Genomic DNA, 16428 nt, shown 5'->3' on the forward strand with positions numbered 1-16428 from the left:
CCCGTATCACTTCTCGTGTAATCTGCCACCATTTACTATCAACCCTCCACACTGGCTGGCAAAGGGAGTTGAGATGCTATTTGGGTTCTTCCGTACACTGTTCCGCATTCTCTTTCGCATCCGCGTCACTGGCGATGCCCAGGCGCTTCGCGGCGAACGCGTTCTTATCACACCAAATCATGTTTCCTTTATAGATGGCATCCTGCTGGCGCTGTTTCTGCCCGTGCGCCCGGTATTTGCGGTCTATACCTCTATTAGCCAGCAGTGGTACATGCGCTGGCTCACGCCGCTGATTGATTTTGTGCCGCTCGACCCGACAAAGCCGATGATGATTAAGCATCTGGTGCGTCTGGTTGAGCAGGGGCGTCCGGTGGTCATTTTCCCTGAAGGGCGTATTTCAGTAACCGGTTCGCTGATGAAAATCTACGACGGCGCGGGGTTTGTCGCGGCGAAGTCAAAAGCGACCGTGGTGCCGCTGCGCATTGAAGGCGCAGAGCTGAGCCATTTCAGCCGCCTGAAGGGGCTGGTGAAGCAGCGTCTGTTCCCAAAAATCACGCTGCATATTCTGCCGCCAACGTCGTTACCGATGCCGGAAGCGCCGCGTGCCCGCGATCGCCGTAAAATCGCCGGGGAAATGCTGCACCAGATTATGATGGAAGCGCGCATGGCCGTGCGTCCGCGCGAAACGCTGTACGAATCTCTGCTTTCCGCCCAGTACCGCTATGGCGCGAAGAAAAACTGCATCGAAGACATCAACTTTACCCCGGATACCTATCGCAAACTGCTGACCAAGACCCTGTTTGTGGGCCGTATTCTGGAGAAGTACAGCAAGAAGGGCGAAAAGATTGGCCTGATGCTGCCTAACGCGGGCATCAGCGCGGCGGTGATTTTTGGGGCGGTTTCCCGGGGCCGGATCCCGGCGATGATGAACTACACGGCGGGCGTGAAGGGGCTGACCAGCGCCATTACTGCAGCTCAGATCAATACCGTCTTTACCTCCCGTCAGTTCCTCGAAAAAGGCAAGCTCTGGCACCTTCCCGAGCAGCTCACCCAGGTGCGCTGGGTCTTCCTGGAGGATCTGAAAGCAGACGTGACCACCGGCGACAAGCTGTGGATTTTTGCGCATCTGCTGATGCCGCGTCTGGCGCAGGTCAAACAGCAGCCGGAAGATGACGCCATTATCCTCTTCACCTCAGGATCAGAGGGTAACCCGAAAGGCGTCGTCCACAGCCACAAGAGCATTCTGGCGAACGTTGAGCAGATCAAAAGCATTGCCGACTTTACCGCGAACGACCGCTTTATGTCGGCGCTGCCGCTGTTCCACTCCTTTGGCCTGACGGTGGGGCTGTTTACGCCGCTGCTGACCGGCGCAGAAGTGTTCCTCTATCCAAGCCCGCTGCATTACCGGATTGTGCCAGAGCTGGTGTATGACCGTAACTGCACCGTCCTGTTCGGCACCTCAACCTTCCTCGGCAACTATGCGCGTTTTGCAAATCCGTATGATTTCTATCGCGTGCGGTATGTGGTGGCCGGTGCGGAAAAACTGCAGGATAGCACGCGTCAGATCTGGCAGGACAAGTTTGGCCTGCGCATTCTCGAAGGTTATGGCGTTACCGAGTGTGCTCCCGTGGTCTCGATTAACGTACCGATGGCGGCGAAACCGGGCACGGTTGGCCGAATTCTGCCGGGAATGGATGCGCGTCTGCTGGCGGTACCGGGCATTGCGGACGGTGGCCGTCTGCAGCTCAAAGGGCCAAACGTGATGAACGGTTATCTGCGCGTGGAAAATCCGGGCGTGCTGGAAGCGCCGACGGCGGAAAACGTCAACGGTGAGGTTGAAACCGGCTGGTACGACACCGGTGATATCGTCCGTTTCGATGAACAGGGCTTTGTACAGATTCAGGGACGCGCGAAACGCTTCGCCAAAATTGCCGGTGAAATGGTCTCTCTGGAAATGGTTGAGCAGCTGGCGACGGCAGTGTCCGCAGATAAGATGCATGCGACCGTGGTGAAGAGCGATGCCAGCAAAGGCGAGGCGCTGGTGCTGTTTACGACCGACGCTGAGCTTAAGCGCGACAGGTTACTGAGCTATGCGCGTGAACACGGTATTCCTGAACTGGCCGTGCCGCGCGATATTCGCCACCTCAAGCAGCTTCCGGTGCTGGGTAGCGGTAAGCCCGATTTCGTGACCCTGAAAGGCATGGTTGAAGAGGCGGAACAGCAAAATGCGTGAGTCAGTACACACTAACACATCGCTCAGGTCGAAAGGCATGATGGCCGTCATCGCCGCGCAGTTTCTCTCTGCGTTCGGTGATAACGCGCTGTTATTTGCCACTCTGGCGCTGCTGAAAGCAGAGTTTTACCCCGACTGGAGTCAGCCGATCCTGCAGATGGTGTTTGTGGGCGCTTACATTATCTTTGCTCCGTTCGTCGGGCAGGTGGCGGACAGTTTTCCCAAAGGCCGGGTAATGATGTTTGCCAACGGCCTCAAGCTGCTGGGGGCCGCCAGCATTTGCTTTGGCTTCAATCCGTTTATTGGCTACACGCTGGTGGGCATTGGTGCCGCCGCCTACTCTCCGGCGAAGTATGGCATTCTCGGAGAGCTGACTACGGGCGACAAGCTGGTAAAAGCCAACGGCCTGATGGAGTCGTCAACCATTGCCGCTATCCTGCTTGGTTCGGTCGCGGGCGGCGTTCTGGCCGACTGGCATGTCCTGGCGGCACTGGGCGTATGCGCGGTGGTGTATGGCGGCGCGGTCGTGGCGAACCTGTTTATTCCCAAACTGCCGGCGGCTCGCCCGGGGCAATCCTGGCGCTTTAAACCGATGACCGGCAGCTTCTTTACCGCCTGTCGCGTGCTGTGGCGTAACGGTGAAACGCGTTTCTCCTTGATGGGGACGAGTATGTTCTGGGGGGCGGGCGTCACGCTGCGCTTCCTGCTGGTGCTGTGGGTGCCTGTGGCGCTGGGGATTACTGACAACGCGACGCCGACCTATCTTAATGCGATGGTGGCCATCGGCATTGTGGTCGGGGCTGGTGCTGCGGCGAAGCTGGTGACGCTGGAGACGGTAGCACGCTGCATGCCCGCAGGGATCCTGATTGGCGTCGTGGTGCTGATTTTCTCGCTGCAGCATGCGTTACTGCCCGCGTATGTACTCCTCATCCTGATTGGTATTCTGGGGGGCTTCTTCGTGGTGCCGCTGAACGCGCTACTGCAGGAGCGGGGCAAGCAGACCGTCGGGGCAGGGAATGCCATCGCGGTACAAAACCTGGGTGAAAACCTGGCAATGCTGTTAATGCTGGGGCTCTACTCGCTGGCGGTAAAAGTGGGTGTGCCGGTGGTGGGAATTGGCGTCGGGTTTGGCGGGCTGTTTGCGCTGGCGATTGCGGGTTTGTGGATCTGGCAACGTCGCCGCTGATAAGTGCGGCCTGATGCCCTCTCCCACAGGGAGAGGGAGCAAACCCTAAAAACGGCAACGTGCGTTGCCGTTTTGCTTTTATTACGGTGCAGGGTATGTGTATACCTGATGCACCGCTTCAATCTCCGCTAACACCTCTTCACTCAGGTTCAGGTGGAAACTCTCAATATTGGTTTTCAACTGTTCCATCGTTGTCGCGCCCAGCAGGGTGCTGGCAACAAACGGCTGACGGCGCACGAAGGCCAGCGCCATCTGCGCAGGGTCAAGACCGTGACGCTTCGCAATATCAACATAGGCGGCAACGGCTTTCTGCGTCTGCTCGCCGCTGTAGCGGGTGAATCGGCTAAAGAGGGTATTTCGCGCCCCGACCGGCTTCGCGCCGTTCAGGTATTTCCCCGTCAGCGTGCCGAATCCGAGACAGGAATAGGCGAGCAGTTCCACTTCTTCATACTGCGTCACCTCGGCCAGACCCACTTCATAGCTGCGGTTAAGCAGGCTGTACGGGTTCTGAATAGTCACGATACGCGGCAGATCGTGCTTATCCGCCAGGTGCAGATAGCGCATTACGCCAAAGGCCGTTTCGTTAGAGACGCCAATGTAGCGGATTTTTCCCGCGCGCTGGCATTCGGTCAGCGCTTCCAGGGTTTCCAGCAGCGTTACGGCAGGGGCGCTCTCATTCCAGCTGTACCCGAGCTTGCCAAAGCAGTTGGTTGGCCGCTGCGGCCAGTGTACCTGGTAGAGGTCGAGATAGTCGGTTTGCAGGCGCTTGAGGCTGGCGTCCAGCGCGGCGCGGATATTTTTGCGATCGAGGATCTGGTTCGGGCGGATCCCGGTATCGTTGTTGCGCGCGGGGCCGCTGACTTTGGAGGCAATCACCAGCTTTTCACGGTTGCCGCGTTTTGCCAGCCAGTTACCAACGTAGGTTTCGGTAAGTCCCTGCGTCTCAGGACGTGGCGGAACAGGATACATCTCTGCGACATCAATCAGGTTAATCCCCTGGCTGACGGCATAATCGAGTTGTGCATGGGCATCGGCTTCGCTGTTTTGTTCACCAAATGTCATCGTGCCCAACCCCAGTTGGCTAATTTCCAGAGCGCTGTGGGGGATACGGTGATAATGCATAGCCGGCTTCCTCAGTAGACATATAAACCGCGTCAGGATGTACCCGACAAAGGAATATAAACATGGCAGAGGGGAAGCAAAAGGGGAAGAAAAAAATCAAAAAGGCCAGCAAGCTACTGACCTCTCTCTGTTTATCGCTCGATAATTTGCGAGACTTCGTCGCGATTGATCTGCATTTTATTACCTTGCTGATCGCGATAGCTGACCAGACCGGTATCATCGTCGACTTCGGGTTTACCGTCAGTCAGGATCATTCGGCCATCTTTTGTCGCCATAACGTAATCGCTACTACATCCGGATACGGCAAATGCTAAACCGACTGCTGAAACTAACACTGCCCATTTTTTCATCGTTATCGTCCTCATCTGGCTCGTATCAAATCATAGTTTAGTTTTAACCCGATATGGCAACAGGAGGAAGCGGTAAAATCTTAAAAAGCAGTCGATTATGTTTGAGAGCTCGCAAAATAAGTAAAAAACTATGTTTTTAACAGGAAATGACGGGCAAGGAGTGCGCCGGTGAAATTCTTTTTGAGATAAAAACCGCGCGGCAACGTCAGTATCGGTTCACCCAGCGCGCCGATTGCCTCGGTAAGCGCTTTACTGTTGGCCGCTTTTGGACGCAGCTGTAATACCTCTCCGTGTCGGGCGGTGATGCGTTCTACCTGCCCAAGAACAATCATGTCCATCAGCTCCTCCCAGTCCAGACGAAGCTGACGCTCCTCATCGTCGTCCGGGCTCCAGAGCAGCGGCGCGCCAACGCGACGCTCAGCCAGGGGGATCTGACGCTCACCTTCGACCGGTACCCACAACACGCGCTTCAGCTTATGGCGAACGTGACTGGTTTCCCAGGTCACGCCGGTGTTGCCGGTTAATGGCGCAACGCAGACAAAGGTGGTCTCAAGGGGTTTGCCCTGGCTGTCTATTGGGATGGTTTTTAACTCCACGCCAAGCGCTGCAAAATCCTGCTCCGGTTTGCTCCCTGCGCTGGCACCCAGCCATAGCTCAAGCAGCATGCCGATCCAGCCTTTATCCCGTTTCAGATCCTTCGGGATCTGAAGCCCTGCCATTGCCGCCAGCTCGCCAAGCGAAAAGCCTGCAAGACGCTGTGCCTGCTGGAGCAACTGGTCCTCGCTGGACGGCGGTGAGAGCAAGGGTGTAAGCGGATGCATGAAGGTAACCTTTTGATTAAAAAATAAACGAAGAAATTGTCCCCTGTGGATAGAGTTTAACTATTTCTGTACCAATATTCCATGTCTATGATTTATAGGTTTTTTTATGGGTTTGAAATCGTTTCACCAGACTCAGAAAACCGGTTGTTCAAATCTGGTCACTGACAATGAACAGGATCTTACACCATGTTATCCACAGAAAAGTGGGATAACTGGGCATAACCCTGACTACTGTTTCAATTTACAGCCTTGACGTGCGATGAAAATCGAATTTTCAAACAAATTGTGACTAACTTATTTGCACAATCTGTGGATAAAACCGACGCTGTTCGATCTTTCATCAGCACGACGATCCGTGATGTGACGATCGTCACGATATTCTGTTTTGTCTTCATAGAAATGCATTTAACTCTATGAAAATAATTGAATTATTGGATTCGGATTAAAGAGGGGATACGGCAGCGTCTAAGGTTGTTCATCGGTAATCAGACACTTCTTCACAACTATATCCACAGAAAAGGTGAATAAAATTCCCTTCACTGCCTCTCATCTGTTCATAACTCAGCACTTATTTGTGAGTTATTCAATTGTTATTAGGTTACAGGCCTGTAAGAGAGTGGTTTACCGCCTCCCTGTAGTGTGAAACAATCATTCATATATAAGGTTTAGTTTGGGGTAGTCCGGTGATTGATGACGATGGCTACCGCCCGAACGTAGGAATAGTAATTTGTAATCGCCAGGGCCAGGTAATGTGGGCCCGGCGATATGGTCAGCACTCCTGGCAGTTCCCGCAAGGCGGGATCAATCCGGGAGAGTCCCCAGAACAAGCGATGTACCGGGAGCTTTTTGAAGAGGTCGGTTTAAGCCGAAAAGATGTTCGCATCCTGGCTTCGACCCGCAACTGGTTGCGTTACAAGTTACCGAAACGTTTGGTGCGTTGGGACACAAAGCCGGTTTGTATCGGCCAGAAACAGAAGTGGTTTCTGTTGCAGTTGGTGGGCAACGATTCAGACATCAATATGCAAACCAGCAGTACGCCGGAGTTCGATGGCTGGCGCTGGGTGAGCTATTGGTATCCTGTTCGTCAGGTCGTGTCATTTAAACGCGATGTTTACCGTAGGGTGATGAAAGAGTTTGCAAGTGTGGTCATGCAGCTTCAGGAGATCCCGCCTAAGCCGCAGAGCGCACCTGCATGGCGACGTAAAAGAGGTTAAGCTACGCAAATCATGCTCACCCGCTTGCGAGAAATAGTCGAGAAGGTGGCCAGTGCTCCGCGTCTGAACGAGGCGCTGAATATTCTGGTCACCGACATCTGTCTTGCGATGGAGACCGAGGTCTGTTCGGTGTATCTGGCCGATCACGATCGCCGCTGCTATTACCTGATGGCGACCCGTGGTTTGAAAAAACCACGTGGACGCACCGTCACGCTCGCATTTGATGAAGGTATCGTGGGGCTGGTTGGGCGACTGGCTGAACCCATCAACCTTGCTGACGCGCAAAAACACCCCAGCTTTAAATACATCCCTTCCGTAAAAGAAGAGCGCTTCCGCGCTTTCCTTGGCGTACCGATTATCCAGCGTCGCCAGCTGCTTGGCGTGCTGGTCGTCCAGCAGCGTGAGCTACGTCAGTACGACGAGAGCGAGGAGTCTTTCCTCGTCACGCTGGCCACGCAGATGGCGGCGATCCTCTCCCAGTCCCAGCTTGCCGCGCTCTTTGGTCAGTATCGCCATACGCGCATTCGTGCCCTTCCGGCATCGCCAGGCGTAGCGATTGCTGAAGGCTGGATGGACGCCACGCTGCCGCTGATGGAGCAGGTTTACGAAGCCTCAACGCTTGATGAAGCGCTTGAGCGCGAGCGTCTGACCGCCGCGCTGGAAGAGGCGGCGAATGAATTTCGTCGTTACAGCAAGCGTTTTGCCGCAGGCGCACAAAAAGAGACGGCGGCCATCTTCGACCTCTATTCGCACCTGCTCTCCGACGCGCGTCTGCGTCGTGAGCTTTTTGCGGAAGTGGATAAAGGTTCGGTCGCGGAGTGGGCGGTTAAGAAGGTTATCGAAAAATTTGCCGAACAATTTGCTGCATTAACCGACGGTTACCTGAAAGAACGGGCTGGCGATCTCCGCGCCCTGGGACAGCGCCTGCTGTTCCATCTTGATGACACCATTCAGGGGCCGAATGCCTGGCCAAAACGGTTTGTTCTGGTCGCCGATGAACTCTCGGCAACGACGCTGGCTGAACTGCCTCAGGACAGGCTGGCCGGTGTGGTGGTGCGCGATGGTGCCGCCAACTCGCATGCCGCCATTATGGTGCGCGCGCTGGGTATTCCAACCGTTATGGGAGCGGATATCCAGCCGTCGGTACTGCACCGTCGTACGCTGGTAGTTGACGGCTATCGCGGTGAGCTGCTGGTCGATCCTGAGCCGGTTCTGCTCCAGGAATACCAGCGTCTTATCAGCGAAGAGAATGAATTAAGCAAGCTGGCGGAAGATGACGTTAACCTGCCCGCGCAGCTTAAGAGCGGAGAGCGGATCAAAGTCATGCTCAACGCCGGTTTAAGCCCTGAGCATGAAGAAAAGCTTGGCAGCCGCATCGACGGCATTGGCCTGTACCGTACTGAAATCCCTTTCATGCTGCAGAGCGGCTTTCCCTCAGAAGAGGAGCAGGTGGCCCAGTATCAGGGGATGCTGCAGATGTTTAACGACAAACCTGTCACCTTGCGAACCCTGGATGTCGGCGCGGATAAACAGCTGCCCTATATGCCGATCAGCGAAGAAAACCCGTGCCTGGGCTGGCGTGGGATCCGCATTACGCTCGATCAGCCGGAGATCTTCCTGATCCAGGTCCGTGCGATGCTGCGCGCCAACGCGGCGACGGGTAATCTCAGCATCTTACTGCCGATGGTCACCAGCATTGATGAGATCGACGAGTCCCGGCGACTGATCGAACGTGCAGGCCGTGAAGTGGAAGAAATGATCGGCTATGCGATCCCGAAACCGCGGATCGGGGTGATGCTTGAAGTGCCGTCTATGGTCTTTATGCTGCCGCAGCTGGCAAACCGCGTTGATTTTATCTCTGTCGGCACGAACGACCTGACGCAATATATTTTGGCCGTCGACCGTAACAATACGCGTGTCGCCAGTATCTACGACAGCCTGCATCCGGCGATCATTCGCGCCTTAGCGATGATTGCCCGTGAAGCGGCTCAGTACGGCATTGATTTACGCCTGTGCGGTGAAATGGCCGGCGATTCAATGTGCGTTGCGATCCTGATTGGTCTGGGATACCGCCATCTGTCGATGAACGGTCGCGCTGTCGCACGCGTGAAGTACCTGCTGCGGCATATCGACATCGATGATGCCCGCGAGCTGGCAGAACGCAGCCTTGAGGCGCAGCTGGCAGCTGAGGTTCGTCATCAGGTCGCGGCGTTTATGGAACGGCGCGGTATGGGCGGTCTGATCCGCGGCGGCCGCTAAAGCCTTTCTCCCTCTTCCTTGAGGAAGAGGGCTGGGGTGAGGGCATCAGCGCGCATAAAACCCTATACACATCTTTTACATCTCTGGCGCATCCTCCGCGCCCGCCTTGTGCTATGATTCGCAACTTTGGAGCCTCTGCTTACGGCAGAATCGCATTTCTACCGCTGTCCACTTTCAGCGGAATAACAACATCTTGTGGTGACAGATGAACAGTGGTTATCTGCATTTTCCGGAATTTGATCCGGTCATTTTCTCAGTAGGACCTGTTTCGCTTCACTGGTACGGTCTGATGTACCTGGTGGGCTTCATTTTTGCCATGTGGCTCGCTGGCCGTCGCGCCAGTCGTCCTGGCAGCGGCTGGACGAAAAACGAAGTTGAAAACCTGCTCTATGCGGGCTTCCTCGGCGTGTTCCTCGGTGGCCGTATTGGGTACGTGCTGTTCTATAACTTCCCGGTATTCCTGAACGATCCGCTCTATCTGTTCCGCGTGTGGGACGGCGGCATGTCCTTCCACGGCGGCCTGATTGGGGTGATCCTGGTAATGGTGATTTTTGCCAAACGCACCAAACGCAACTTCTTCCAGGTTTCAGATTTTATCGCACCGCTGATCCCGTTTGGTCTGGGCGCCGGCCGTCTGGGTAACTTTATCAACGGTGAGCTGTGGGGCCGCGTCGACCCGAGCGTGCCGTACACGATGCTTTTCCCGGGCTCCCGCGCAGAAGATATCGCGCTGTTGCCATCACACCCGGAGTGGCAGTCCATTTTTGATACCTACGGCGTTCTGCCGCGCCATATGTCTCAGCTTTACGAGCTGGCGCTGGAAGGCGTGGTGCTGTTTATCATCCTTAACCTGTTTATCCGCAAACCGCGTCCGATGGGCGCTGTCTCCGGCCTGTTCCTGATTGGCTATGGCGCATTCCGTATTATCGTCGAGTTCTTCCGTCAGCCAGACGCGCAGTTCACCGGTGAATGGGTACAGTACATCAGCATGGGGCAGATCCTCTCCATTCCGATGATTGTCGCGGGTGCCATTATGATGATTTGGGCGTATCGTCGTCCACAGCAACAAATTTCCTGAGGAACCATGAAACAGTATCTTGAATTGATGAAAAAAGTGCTCGACGAGGGCACGCCGAAAAACGACCGCACCGGTACCGGTACGCTCTCCATTTTTGGCCACCAGATGCGCTTCAATCTGCAAGAAGGCTTCCCACTGGTGACGACAAAGCGCTGCCACCTGCGCTCGATCATTCATGAACTGCTCTGGTTCCTGCAAGGCGATACCAACGTTGCGTATCTGCACGAAAATAACGTCTCAATCTGGGACGAGTGGGCAGATGAAAATGGCAACCTGGGCCCGGTTTACGGCAAGCAGTGGCGCGCCTGGCCTACGCCTGATGGTCGCCATATTGACCAGATCACCACCGTGATGAACCAGCTGAAAAACGATCCGGACTCGCGCCGAATCATCGTTTCCGCCTGGAACGTCGGTGAGCTGGATAAAATGGCGCTGGCGCCGTGCCACGCGTTCTTCCAGTTCTATGTGGCGGATGGAAAGCTGTCCTGTCAGCTCTACCAGCGCTCCTGTGACGTGTTCCTCGGCCTGCCGTTTAACATTGCCAGCTATGCGCTGTTGGTCCACATGATGGCGCAGCAGTGCGATCTGGAAGTGGGTGATTTTGTCTGGACCGGTGGGGACACCCATCTTTACAGCAACCATATGGAACAGACGCATCTCCAGCTGACCCGCGAACCGCGTGCTCTGCCGAAGCTTGTCATCAAGCGCAAACCGGCATCAATCTTCGATTACCGCTTTGATGATTTCGAGATTGAGGGCTATGACCCGCATCCGGGCATCAAAGCGCCCGTCGCTATCTGATGCGATAAAGCGTGACACAACCGGTGCTCTTTAGCGCCGGTTTTTTTTCGCCTTTATCCCGTTTCCCGAAGCGCTATCCAGAAAGCGTGTAACGCGCTGCAACTCACTCAATTCTTCGGATAACGCCTCGTAAAACGAGGATCCGTCGCTCGTCATGTTCACGGCGCTTCGCCACACTCCCGGCATGAAAAAAGAGAACGGCTTTACGCTTATCGAAACGCTGGTCGCGATTTCGCTTGTCGTCATCCTTAGCGCCTCAGGTCTGTACGGCTGGGACAGCTGGCAACGGCAGCAGCGGCTGTGGCAAACCGCCAGCCAGGTGCGAGATTACCTGCTGTTTCTGCGCAACCATGCCAACCGCCACAACCGCGACCATCAAATTACCCGTCAGCGGATGGGTGACCGGGACTGTCTGACGAGCTCTGCCGTGCAAGGCTGTGAGAAGGACAATCCCTTTGTACTGATTCCACTCTGGTCTGAGGTCACGATTGGCGAGGTCACGCCGTCGCTCGCGTTCTATGGATTAAGGGACACGGCATGGGCAGGGCGGATACGCGTTCAAAGCCGTGCAGGAGCATGGCTTATTATTGTCTCAAATGGAGGACGCATCAGGATGTGTAAGGTCTCAGCGGGAGGTTCATGTTGATGAGGCAGCGCGGTTTCTCACTGACTGAAGTTCTGATAGCCACGGCGATTAGCAGCCTTTTGCTGATAAGCGCATCGCGTTTTTTACCCGGCTTGCAGCGGGCGGTCTTAGTGCAATCTGGCCAGAGACAACTGGAGGAAGAGGTCTGGCACCACCTTTTTGCCTTGGGCAAACAGCTTCAGCGGGCGGGGTACTGCGCGGGAAACTGTCAGGGACAGGCGCTGGTGACTGCCAGACAAGGAAGTTGCGTTATTGTGCGGTGGGATGCCAACAGTAACGGCAACTGGGATAACAGCGCATCAGAAAATGACAGCACCGGCTTTCGTCTGGAGTCGGGCGCGCTTGAAACCCAGCGTGGAGCGACCTCATGTGAAGGAAAAGGATGGGAAAAGCTTACTGACCCGGGCAGCCTTACTATCGCGCGTTTTGTTGTGAGGACAGTTGAACATGCCGGTTTTGCGCCAGAGGTGAATATCGAACTGGCCGCGATTCATAAAGGCGAGCAGGGGGAGCCCTGGCAGGCGTTGTATACGGTTACGGGGTACAACCTGTGAATCGACAACGCGGCATATCTTCGCTGGCGCTGGTTCTGCTTTTACTGGTGCTCGGCACCCTGATCCTCACGGGTCTCAATCAGCAGCTCACAACGTTTAGTGCGCTCGTTGGCGGCGAGAGCCGCTCGCTTCAACAGCAGGCGACGGTACAGTCAGCACTTGAGTGGGGACGGGTTCAGAGCTGGTCGTCAGAGCCCCAGGTTCAGTGCAAAAAGACACCTGCGTGGCAGGTATGTTTGCGCCTGCTGAGCGGGGGGCGCGCGTTGCTGATTGCCGGAGAAAGTGACCTGCTGCTCTGGCGCGCAGCAGAGATTGTCGACGGGAACGTTCGCTTTTCGCCTCACGGCTGGAGTGATTTTTGTCCCCTAAAGGAGCGCGCGTTATGCCAGCTGCCGTGAGCAAAGAAAAAGGGTTTAGCATGGTGGAAGTCCTGCTGGCGATGATGCTGCTGGTAATCGTCGTGACGGCTCTGTCTGGTTATCACCGGGCGCTGGCGGCTCGGTTTACCCTGTTTAACCAGTATCGCCAGCTCTGGCACCATGCCTGGAATCAGTCTCAGCTTTCAACAAATGTTCTTCCCGCAGGCTGGCAGGCCAGTCGGGTGCAGACAACACACGCAGGATGTGTCAGCATCACGGTTACACTTATTTCTCCTCTGGGGCGGCGCGGTGAGATAACGCGTCTGCATTGCCCGGTTAGCCAGTAGTCGGGAGCGTCTATGTTAAGGGTCTACCACTCAAATCGTCTGGATGTGCTGGAAGCGCTGATGGAATTTATCGTTGAGCGCGAGCGGCTTGACGATCCTTTTGAGCCTGAAATGGTGCTGGTGCAGAGCACCGGTATGGCGCAGTGGCTGCAAATGTCGCTTTCCCGTAAATTTGGCATAGCCGCGAATATTGATTTTCCGCTGCCCGCGAGCTTTATCTGGGAGATGTTTGTCCGCGTGTTGCCGGACATCCCGGAGCAGAGCGCCTTCAACAAGCAGAGCATGAGCTGGAAGCTCATGGCGCTGCTGCCGGAAATGCTGCAGCACGATGAATTTGCCATGCTGCGCCACTACCTCAATGACGACACCGATAAGCGCAAGCTGTTCCAGCTGGCGTCGCGCACCGCCGATCTCTACGACCAATACCTTGTTTACCGCTCTGACTGGTTAATTCGTTGGGAAGCGGGCGAGTTGATTGAAGGGCTGCCGGAGGCGCAAATATGGCAGGCACCGCTGTGGAAAGCGCTGGTTGAGCATACGGAGAAATTGGGCCAGCCTAAGTGGCACCGTGCCAACCTGTACGAGCGATTTATCTCGATACTTGAAAATGCGTCGGAGCGCCCGGCCCGACTGCCGTCACGCGTCTTTATCTGCGGGATATCCGCATTACCCCCTGTTTATCTGAAGGCGTTAAATGCGCTGGGTAAGCATATTGATATCCACATTTTATTTACCAACCCCTGCCGACAATACTGGGGGGATATCCTCGACGAACGTTGGCTTGCCCGGCTGGTTACCCGCCAAAGAAAACGCCTTTTTGAAGAGCGAGCCGTCCCGCTGTTTAAAGACGGCTCAACTGCCGGGCAGCTTTTCGATGAAGACGGTATCCAGAACCTCCCCAATCCGCTGCTTGCCTCATGGGGAAAGCTGGGGCGTGACTATATTCATATGCTCTCAGACATCACTTCATCAGGTGAAGGCGACGTGGATGCCTTTGTCGATATTGCCCCGGATAGCCTGCTGCATCATATTCAGCTGGATATCCTCGATCTGGAAAACCGTGCCGTCATGGGCGTGACGGCGAACGAGTTCGAACGCAGCGACAGCAAGCGGAAGCTGGAGGCTGACGATCGCAGCATCACGATCCATGTTTGCCATAGCCCACAGCGTGAGGTCGAAGTGCTTCACGACCAGCTGCTGGCGATGCTGCAGGAGGACCCCGACCTGACGCCACGCGATATCGTGGTGATGGTGGCGGATATCGACAGCTACAGTCCCTTTATTCAGGCCGTCTTTGGCAGTGCGACGGGCGAGCGATACCTGCCTTACGCTATCTCTGACCGTCGTGCCCGCCAGTCGCATCCGGCATTGCAGGCATTTATCACCCTGCTTTCGCTGCCGGATAGCCGCTTTATCTCCGAGGATGTCCTGGCGTTGCTGGATGTTCCCGTGCTGGCTGCACGCTTCAACATCAATGAAGAGGGCCTGCGCTACCTTCGTCAGTGGGTTAACGAGTCTGGCGTGCGCTGGGGGATCGATGACGATAACGTTCAGGAGTTCGAACTTCCCCCAACCGGGCAGCACACCTGGCGATTTGGCCTGACGCGTATGCTGTTGGGCTACGCCATGGAGAGCAGCCAGGGCGAGTGGAACGAGGTGCTGCCTTACGATGAGTCCAGCGGGTTAATTGCTGAACTGGTCGGGCATTTAGCGTCACTCCTGATGCAGCTTAACCGCTGGCGATATGCGCTGCTGCAGCCGCGTCCACTTGAAGAATGGCTCCCGGTCTGCAGGGCGTTACTCAATGATTTCTTCCTGCCGGACAGTGATACCGAAGCGGCAATGGCGCTCATTGAAACGCAGTGGCAGGCTATCATCGACGAAGGCGTGAATTCCCATTATCAGGAGGCCATCCCGCTGTCTCTGTTGCGGGATGAGCTGACGCAGCGGCTCGATCAGGAGCGAATCAGCCAGCGTTTCCTGGCAGGCCCCATCAATATCTGCACCCTGATGCCAATGCGTTCTATCCCGTTCAGGGTGGTCTGCCTGCTTGGCATGAACGACGGCGTCTATCCGCGCGCGCTGCCGCCGCTGGGGTTCGACTTGATGAGCGCAAACCCAAAACGGGGAGACCGTAGCCGCCGGGATGATGACCGTTACCTCTTCCTTGAGGCACTCATTTCTGCCCAGAATAAGCTCTATATCAGCTATATCGGCCGTTCCATTCAGGACAACAGCGAGCGTTTCCCCTCCGTTCTGGTGCAGGAGCTGGTGGACTATATAGGCCAGAGCCACTATCTGCCGGGAGATGAAGATCGCAACTGCGATGAAAGCGAGCAGAGAGTGAAAGCCCATATCACCTGTATCCACAGCCGCATGCCGTTTGACCCAGTCAACTACACGGCCAGCGAGCGCCAGAGCTATGCACAGGAGTGGCTACCGGCGGCGAAAAAGGAGGGGAATGCGCATACGGATTTCATTCAGACGCTTGACCCTCTGCCCATTAACACCCTGACCTTCGAACAGCTTCAGCGTTTTTGGGCGCATCCGGTGCGGGCCTTCTTCCAGCAACGATTGCAGGTCAACTTCCGTTCTGAAGAGAGCGAAATTCCGGATGCAGAGCCTTTTACGCTGGAAGGGCTGGAGCGCTATCAGCTAAACCTCCAGCTGCTGAATGCGCTGGTTGAAGAGGAAGACGCTGACAAACTTTACCGCCGCTACCGTGCTGCAGGGCAGTTGCCCTATGGGGCGTTCGGGGAAATTGTCTGGGAGGCGCAGTGTCAGGAGATGACCGCCCTGGCGGAGCGCGTAAGAGCGTGCCGACAGCCGGGAAAAAGTATTGAAATCGATCTCAACTGCAATGGCGTAGAGCTCACGGGCTGGTTAACTCAGGTTCAGCCGGACGGGCTGCTTCGCTGGCGGCCCTCTATGCTGAGCGTTTCACAGGGGTTGCAACTCTGGCTGGAACATCTTGTCTACAGTGCGGGTGGTCATAAAGGTGAAAGCCGGATTTTTGTGCGCAAAGAAGGCGAGTGGCGCTTCCCGCCGATGGAAGCCGAGCAGGCGTTAGGGTATCTCTCTTTGTACATAGAGGGCTACCGTCAGGGAATGAACAAACCGCTCCTGTTACTGCCGGAAAGTGGCGGGGCGTGGATAAAAGCCTGTTATGACGCGCAGAATGATGCGATGTTAACGGATGAGCCTTCGCAGCAGAAAGCACGCAGTAAATTTATGCAGGCCTACGAAGGTAACATGATGGTGCGGGGCGAAGGTGAAGATGTCTGGTATCAGCGCTTATGGCGAACCCTTGAGCCAGAGTACTTCGAGGCTATCACGGAAGAGGCGCAGCGCTACCTGCTGCCGTTGTTTAAATTTAATCAGTCCTGAGCGCTGTATAAAAATTGCGCAGTTAAGGGTGTTCATTTATGATGCATTTCTTATCACGGACTGATGTACCC

At 55.6% G+C, this 16428-nt stretch carries 14 protein-coding genes and 1 pseudogene; 11 read left to right on the top strand and 4 right to left on the bottom strand.

Annotation, left to right across the window (positions count from 1 at the left end):
- The first annotated feature begins 73 nt into the window (after positions 1–73).
- Positions 74–2233, top strand: coding sequence for a bifunctional acyl-ACP--phospholipid O-acyltransferase/long-chain-fatty-acid--ACP ligase (gene aas, locus RVY89_RS01035; RefSeq protein WP_484826644.1), 2160 nt, complete (start codon positions 74–76; stop codon positions 2231–2233).
- Entirely contained in the window at positions 2226–3419 is a 1194-nt protein-coding gene (lplT, locus tag RVY89_RS01040; protein ID WP_484826645.1) for a lysophospholipid transporter LplT, read from the top strand. The genes aas and lplT overlap by 8 nt, the downstream gene beginning before the upstream one ends.
- Before the next feature lie 81 nt (positions 3420–3500).
- On the opposite strand, the gene RVY89_RS01045 is transcribed toward lplT, so the two are convergent.
- The 4 genes and pseudogenes from RVY89_RS01045 to RVY89_RS01060 form a co-directional block, all read right to left on the bottom strand.
- A complete protein-coding gene (locus RVY89_RS01045) occupies positions 3501–4541 on the bottom strand; it encodes an NADP(H)-dependent aldo-keto reductase (RefSeq protein WP_484826646.1) in 1041 nt (346 codons plus the stop codon).
- Positions 4542–4672: 131 nt separating this feature from the next.
- Positions 4673–4891 (bottom strand): YgdI/YgdR family lipoprotein, encoded by a 219-nt coding sequence (locus RVY89_RS01050; RefSeq protein WP_032643191.1) that lies wholly within the window; start codon positions 4889–4891, stop codon positions 4673–4675.
- Positions 4892–5019: 128 nt separating this feature from the next.
- Complete coding sequence (gene mutH / locus RVY89_RS01055) at positions 5020–5712, bottom strand: DNA mismatch repair endonuclease MutH (protein WP_484826647.1); 693 nt, start codon at positions 5710–5712, stop codon at positions 5020–5022.
- 151 nt (positions 5713–5863) lie between these two features.
- Positions 5864–5953: pseudogene (locus tag RVY89_RS01060) on the bottom strand (hypothetical protein); the annotation flags it as partial.
- A 442-nt stretch (positions 5954–6395) separates the two neighbouring features.
- Here RVY89_RS01060 and rppH point away from each other — a divergent pair.
- The 9 genes from rppH (at position 6396) to recC (ending at position 16357) form a co-directional block, all read left to right on the top strand.
- Positions 6396–6926, top strand: coding sequence for an RNA pyrophosphohydrolase (rppH, locus tag RVY89_RS01065; RefSeq protein ID WP_013098553.1), 531 nt, complete (start codon positions 6396–6398; stop codon positions 6924–6926).
- Between the two features lie 12 nt (positions 6927–6938).
- Positions 6939–9185 carry a phosphoenolpyruvate--protein phosphotransferase gene (ptsP, locus tag RVY89_RS01070; RefSeq protein ID WP_484826648.1) on the top strand — a complete coding sequence of 749 codons (2247 nt, stop codon included), beginning with the start codon at positions 6939–6941 and terminating at the stop codon, positions 9183–9185.
- A 205-nt stretch (positions 9186–9390) separates the two neighbouring features.
- On the top strand, positions 9391–10263 hold the full coding sequence (gene lgt, locus RVY89_RS01075) for a prolipoprotein diacylglyceryl transferase (protein WP_045355584.1): 873 nt from the start codon (positions 9391–9393) through the stop codon (positions 10261–10263).
- A gap of 6 nt (positions 10264–10269) precedes the next feature.
- The gene (thyA, locus tag RVY89_RS01080) at positions 10270–11064 is read left to right on the top strand and encodes a thymidylate synthase (protein ID WP_249576997.1); all 795 of its coding nucleotides are present in this window, start codon (positions 10270–10272) and stop codon (positions 11062–11064) included.
- A 184-nt stretch (positions 11065–11248) separates the two neighbouring features.
- Positions 11249–11710 (top strand): prepilin peptidase-dependent protein, encoded by a 462-nt coding sequence (locus RVY89_RS01085; RefSeq protein ID WP_484827887.1) that lies wholly within the window; start codon positions 11249–11251, stop codon positions 11708–11710.
- Positions 11704–12264 carry a prepilin peptidase-dependent protein gene (locus RVY89_RS01090; protein WP_484826649.1) on the top strand — a complete coding sequence of 187 codons (561 nt, stop codon included), beginning with the start codon at positions 11704–11706 and terminating at the stop codon, positions 12262–12264. Before RVY89_RS01085 ends, RVY89_RS01090 begins: the two co-directional genes overlap by 7 nt.
- The gene (locus RVY89_RS01095; protein WP_484826650.1) at positions 12261–12662 is read left to right on the top strand and encodes a DUF2509 family protein; all 402 of its coding nucleotides are present in this window, start codon (positions 12261–12263) and stop codon (positions 12660–12662) included. Before RVY89_RS01090 ends, RVY89_RS01095 begins: the two co-directional genes overlap by 4 nt.
- The gene (locus RVY89_RS01100) at positions 12647–12970 is read left to right on the top strand and encodes a prepilin-type N-terminal cleavage/methylation domain-containing protein (protein WP_484826651.1); all 324 of its coding nucleotides are present in this window, start codon (positions 12647–12649) and stop codon (positions 12968–12970) included. The genes RVY89_RS01095 and RVY89_RS01100 overlap by 16 nt, the downstream gene beginning before the upstream one ends.
- Before the next feature lie 12 nt (positions 12971–12982).
- The gene (recC, locus tag RVY89_RS01105; RefSeq protein WP_484826652.1) at positions 12983–16357 is read left to right on the top strand and encodes an exodeoxyribonuclease V subunit gamma; all 3375 of its coding nucleotides are present in this window, start codon (positions 12983–12985) and stop codon (positions 16355–16357) included.
- The last annotated feature ends 71 nt before the right edge of the window (positions 16358–16428 follow it).

The organism is Enterobacter sp. 3U4 (genome assembly GCF_057224565.1).

Bases quoted from the DNA above. Each gene is read 5' to 3' on its own strand.
- RVY89_RS01045 (WP_484826646.1), bottom strand. From the start codon at position 4,541: ATGCATTATCACCGTATCCCCCACAGCGCTCTGGAAATTAGCCAACTG.
- aas (WP_484826644.1), top strand. From the start codon at position 74: ATGCTATTTGGGTTCTTCCGTACACTGTTCCGCATTCTCTTTCGCATC.
- ptsP (WP_484826648.1), top strand. From the start codon at position 6,939: ATGCTCACCCGCTTGCGAGAAATAGTCGAGAAGGTGGCCAGTGCTCCG.
- mutH (WP_484826647.1), bottom strand. From the start codon at position 5,712: ATGCATCCGCTTACACCCTTGCTCTCACCGCCGTCCAGCGAGGACCAG.
- recC (WP_484826652.1), top strand. From the start codon at position 12,983: ATGTTAAGGGTCTACCACTCAAATCGTCTGGATGTGCTGGAAGCGCTG.
- lgt (WP_045355584.1), top strand. From the start codon at position 9,391: ATGAACAGTGGTTATCTGCATTTTCCGGAATTTGATCCGGTCATTTTC.
- RVY89_RS01085 (WP_484827887.1), top strand. From the start codon at position 11,249: ATGAAAAAAGAGAACGGCTTTACGCTTATCGAAACGCTGGTCGCGATT.
- thyA (WP_249576997.1), top strand. From the start codon at position 10,270: ATGAAACAGTATCTTGAATTGATGAAAAAAGTGCTCGACGAGGGCACG.
- RVY89_RS01050 (WP_032643191.1), bottom strand. From the start codon at position 4,891: ATGAAAAAATGGGCAGTGTTAGTTTCAGCAGTCGGTTTAGCATTTGCC.
- RVY89_RS01090 (WP_484826649.1), top strand. From the start codon at position 11,704: ATGTTGATGAGGCAGCGCGGTTTCTCACTGACTGAAGTTCTGATAGCC.
- RVY89_RS01100 (WP_484826651.1), top strand. From the start codon at position 12,647: ATGCCAGCTGCCGTGAGCAAAGAAAAAGGGTTTAGCATGGTGGAAGTC.
- lplT (WP_484826645.1), top strand. From the start codon at position 2,226: ATGCGTGAGTCAGTACACACTAACACATCGCTCAGGTCGAAAGGCATG.